The sequence below is a fragment of the Kitasatospora sp. NPDC057542 genome, from assembly GCF_042801945.1.
In the GTDB taxonomy this organism is placed as follows: domain Bacteria; phylum Actinomycetota; class Actinomycetes; order Streptomycetales; family Streptomycetaceae; genus Kitasatospora.
In genome coordinates, this window is record NZ_JBHVFE010000657.1 from 1 (window position 1) to 3,781 (window position 3,781).

Consider the following 3,781-nt stretch of genomic DNA (forward strand, 5'->3'; position numbering starts at 1 on the left):
GCCGAAAGGTTTCGGCGGGGCCCGGGGCAGCTGCCCGTGCGCGGCAGGCCGTCGCTACTCGCAGGTGATCAGCAGCCCGAGCACCGCACTGCAGCTGCGGGTGGCCCGGCTGGTCGCGGGCGACGGGTCGGCGGGCGCTCCGGCGGTGCGGGCCACGGTGACGTCCCAGCTGCGGAGCAGCGAGAGCAGGCCGACCCCGATCGAGAAGTGCCGGGTGGTGCTCGCGCCCTTGGCCAGCGGCGCGGTCAGCGCGCAACTGAGCTTCCCGGCGGCGACGGCGCAGTCACCGGAGGTCGTGGTCAGCCCGGCGGGCAGGTCGGCGGTGACGGTGGCCGAGGTCACCGGGTCGGGGCCCTGGCCGGTGAGCGTGACGGTGTAGTCGACCCGACTGGAGAGCAACCCGGGCACCGGGGTCGCGGTGAGCGCGACGCCCAGGTGGGCGGCGGGGGCGGTGTAGGTGAAGCGGTCGGCGGCGACGGCCGCGCTGGTGCCGCCGGGAGCGGTGACCCGCACGTCCACCGGCCCGGTGACGGTGGTGGCGGGGGCGGTCGCGGTGCAGCTGGTCCGGGTGCAGCTGAACGAGCCGGCGGCGCCGGCCGCGCCGAAGGTCACGGCGGTGGCGCCGGCCAGGTCGGTGCCGGTGATGGTCACCGTGGTGCCGCCCAGCCCGGAGCCGCTGTCGGGGGTGATCGCGGTCACGTCCGGCACCGGCAGCGGGAAGTTCACCACGTCGACGGCGCTGCCGGTGAAGTCCGCGAGGTAGCCGCGCCGCCCGTTCGCGGTCAGGGCCAGGCTGTACGGGCTCGCGCCCACCGGGACGGTCGCGGTGACCGTCCGGCTCGCGGTGTCCACCACGCTCAGGGTGTTGTCGGCGTAGTCGGAGACGTAGGCCGCCGCGCCGTCCGGGGAGAGGGTCACGGCGTAGGGGTCGGAGCCGACCGCGACGGTGCCGAGGACCGTGCCGGCCGCGGTGTCGATCACGGCGGCGGTGCCGTCGTCGCCGTCGGCGGTCCACAGCCGGGTGCCGTCGGGGCTGAGGGCGAGGCCGAAGGCGCCGTGGCCGACCGGGACGGTGCGGCTCACCGCGCTGCTCGCGGTGTCGACCACGGTGACGGCCTTGTCGCCGGAGGCGGCGACGTACAGCCGCGTGCCGTCCGCGGAGACGGCCAGTCCGTGCGGTTCGGCGCCGACCGGCACGGTCGCGGTCACGGTGTTGGACGACGTGTCCAGCACGCTCACCGTGTTGGCGGCGGCGTTGCTCACGTAGGCCCGGGAGCCGTCCGGCGCGAGGGCGAGGCCCCAGGGCTGGGCGCCGACCGGGACGGTCGCGGTGACGGTGTTGGTGGCGGTGTCCACGACGCTGACGGTGTTGTCCAGGTGGTGCGTCAGGTAGGCCCGGTGCCCGTCGGGCGACACGGCGACGGCGTACGAGCCGGTCCCGGCGGTGAAGCTGCCGGACACGGTGTTGCTCGCGGTGTCCAGCACGCTGACGGCGCCGCTGCTCTGGCTGGTCACGTAGGCGTGACCGCCGTCCGGCGTCAGCGCGATGCCCGCCGGGTAGGGCGCCACCGCCACGTGCGCGGCGACGCTCGGCGGCGGCGTGACGGCCTCGGCCGTCGCGGGCAGCGACAGCAGTGCGGCCGTGGTCGCGGTTATCGCGGCCACGGCCGTCCGGGTACGGGGTGAACGGGGTGAACGGGGTGTTCTCACGGATCCCTCCAGCTGCTCGGCACGTACGGGTGGTGCGGGTGTGGTGGTGTTCGGAGCAGGGGGAAGCGTAAGAGCCGACCTGACTTTCCGTCAGGGAGTGACTACTAATGTCGCCAAGTGTTCAGATTCGATCGCGGCGCGACGCGGCCACCGCCCTCGACCCGTCTCCCCGCGGGAAGCGTGACCAGGGCCTCAATCGGAGTCGTGCAGAAAATTGGAGTTGAAGAGTCGCATTCGATAGCGTTTCGAACGTGAGGCTGACCAAGAGCACCGACATCGCCCTGCGGATCGCCATGCGACTGGCCGTCCTGGGCGAGGGCGACAACCCGACCACCCGCGAGGTGGCCGAGTCGGTCGGCGTGCCGTACACCCACGCGGCGAAGGTGGTCAGCCGGCTACAGCACCTGGGAGTGGTGGAGGCCCGACGCGGTCGCGGCGGCGGGCTGATGCTCACCTTCGCCGGGCGGACCGGTTCGCTCGGACTGCTGCTGCGGGAACTGGAGGGAGTCGGCGACGTGGTCGGCTGCGAGGACGACCCGCCGTGTCCGCTGCGGGCCGCGTGCCGGCTGCGCGGGGCCCTGCGGAACGCCCAGGAGGCGTTCTTCGCGGCGCTCGACCACCTCTGCGTCGCCGACCTGGTGGCCTCCCCCACCGGACCGGTCCTGCTCAGCCTGACCACCGGACCCGCCGATACCGCCGGACCCACCGGCTGACCAGCCCACCCGGGGCCGCGCACCACCCTGCGGCCTTTAATACGAATCTCAGATACCACTTAGGAGCCGTCTGATGCTGTCCGCGAAGTCCGCCGAGGTCATCGAGGCCACCCTGCCCGTCGTGGGCGCCGCCATCGGGGACATCACCCCGCGCTTCTACGACCGGATGTTCGCCGCGCACCCGGAGCTGCTGCGCGACCTCTTCAACCGGGGCAACCAGGCCAACGGCAGCCAGCGCGAGGCCCTGGCCGGCTCGATAGCCGCCTTCGCCACCGCCCTGATCGCCAACCCGGACCAGCGGCCGGACGCGATGCTCGCCCGCATCGCCCACAAGCACGTCTCGGTCGGCATCGACAACGACCAGTACAAGATCGTCCACGAGCACCTGTTCGCCGCCATCGTGGAGGTGCTCGGCGAGGCCGTCACCTCCGAGGTCGCCGCCGCCTGGGACGAGGTCTACTGGCTGATGGCCAACGCGCTGATCGCCATCGAGGACCGGCTGCGCGCCGAGGTCGCCGCCGGCGGCGACCCGGCCGACCTGTGGCGCCCCTACACCGTGGTCGCCCGGGTCCAGGAGACCGAGACCGTCACCACCTACCTGGTCCGCCCGGCCGACGGCCGTCCGGTGCCGGCCTTCCGCCCCGGCCAGTACGTCTCGGTGCGCACCGAACTGGCCGACGGCGCCCACCAGATCCGCCAGTACAGCCTCTCCGGCGGCGCCGACGGCGCGCTGCGCTTCAGCGTCAAGCGCGAGGACGGCGGCGAGGTCTCCGGCCACCTGCACGACCACCTGAAGGCCGGCGACACCATCGAGCTGGCGCCCCCGCTGGGCGACATCGCCCTCGCCGACGGCGACGGCCCGGTGCTGCTCGCCTCCGCCGGCATCGGCAACACCCCGATGACCGCCATGCTCGACCACCTGGCCACCACCGGCTCCACCCGGCGGATCGTCGCCGTGCACGGTGACCGCGACCAGCTGAGCCACGCCTTCCGGGCCGAGCTGGCGCAGCTCACCACCACGCTGCCGAACGCCTCCTCGCACGTCTTCTACGAGCAGCCGCTCGGCGCGTGGCCGGCCGAGCGCACCGGCCTGGTGGACCTCTCCACCGTCGAGGTCCCGGCCGGCACGACCGCCTACCTCTGCGGCCCGCTCCCCTTCCTGCGCGCCGTCCGCGAGCAGCTGCTGACCGCGGGCGTCCCGGCGGCGGACATCCACTACGAGGTGTTCGGCCCGGACCTCTGGCTCGGCGCCTGACCCCCGCCGCCCGGGCGGCCTGAGTTCCCGCCCGACGCCTGGTGGGGTCCCGCTGCCGAGGTCCCACCACGGCACCGGTCCGCTCGGTACGATCACGAGCCTG

At 73.7% G+C, this 3,781-nt stretch carries 3 protein-coding genes; 2 read left to right on the forward strand and 1 reads right to left on the reverse strand.

All coding sequences use genetic code 11. From position 1 onward, the window contains the following. Positions 1–54 precede the first annotated feature (54 nt). Entirely contained in the window at positions 55–1,665 is a 1,611-nt protein-coding gene (locus tag ACFU7Y_RS41605) for a beta-propeller fold lactonase family protein (protein ID WP_380771613.1), read from the reverse strand. 296 nt (positions 1,666–1,961) lie between these two features. Between ACFU7Y_RS41605 and ACFU7Y_RS41610 the strand changes: the two genes are divergently transcribed. Together ACFU7Y_RS41610 and ACFU7Y_RS41615 are read left to right on the forward strand one after the other, a co-directional pair. Beyond that, the gene (locus tag ACFU7Y_RS41610) at positions 1,962–2,423 is read left to right on the forward strand and encodes an Rrf2 family transcriptional regulator (RefSeq protein WP_224281845.1); all 462 of its coding nucleotides are present in this window, start codon (positions 1,962–1,964) and stop codon (positions 2,421–2,423) included. A 73-nt stretch (positions 2,424–2,496) separates the two neighbouring features. Then, positions 2,497–3,678, forward strand: coding sequence for a globin domain-containing protein (locus tag ACFU7Y_RS41615; RefSeq protein ID WP_380771615.1), 1,182 nt, complete (start codon positions 2,497–2,499; stop codon positions 3,676–3,678). The last annotated feature ends 103 nt before the right edge of the window (positions 3,679–3,781 follow it).

What these genes read in the sequence shown, in the direction of transcription:
- ACFU7Y_RS41615 (WP_380771615.1), top strand. Translation starts at nt 2,497, where the DNA reads ATGCTGTCCGCGAAGTCCGCCGAGGTCATCGAGGCCACCCTGCCCGTC.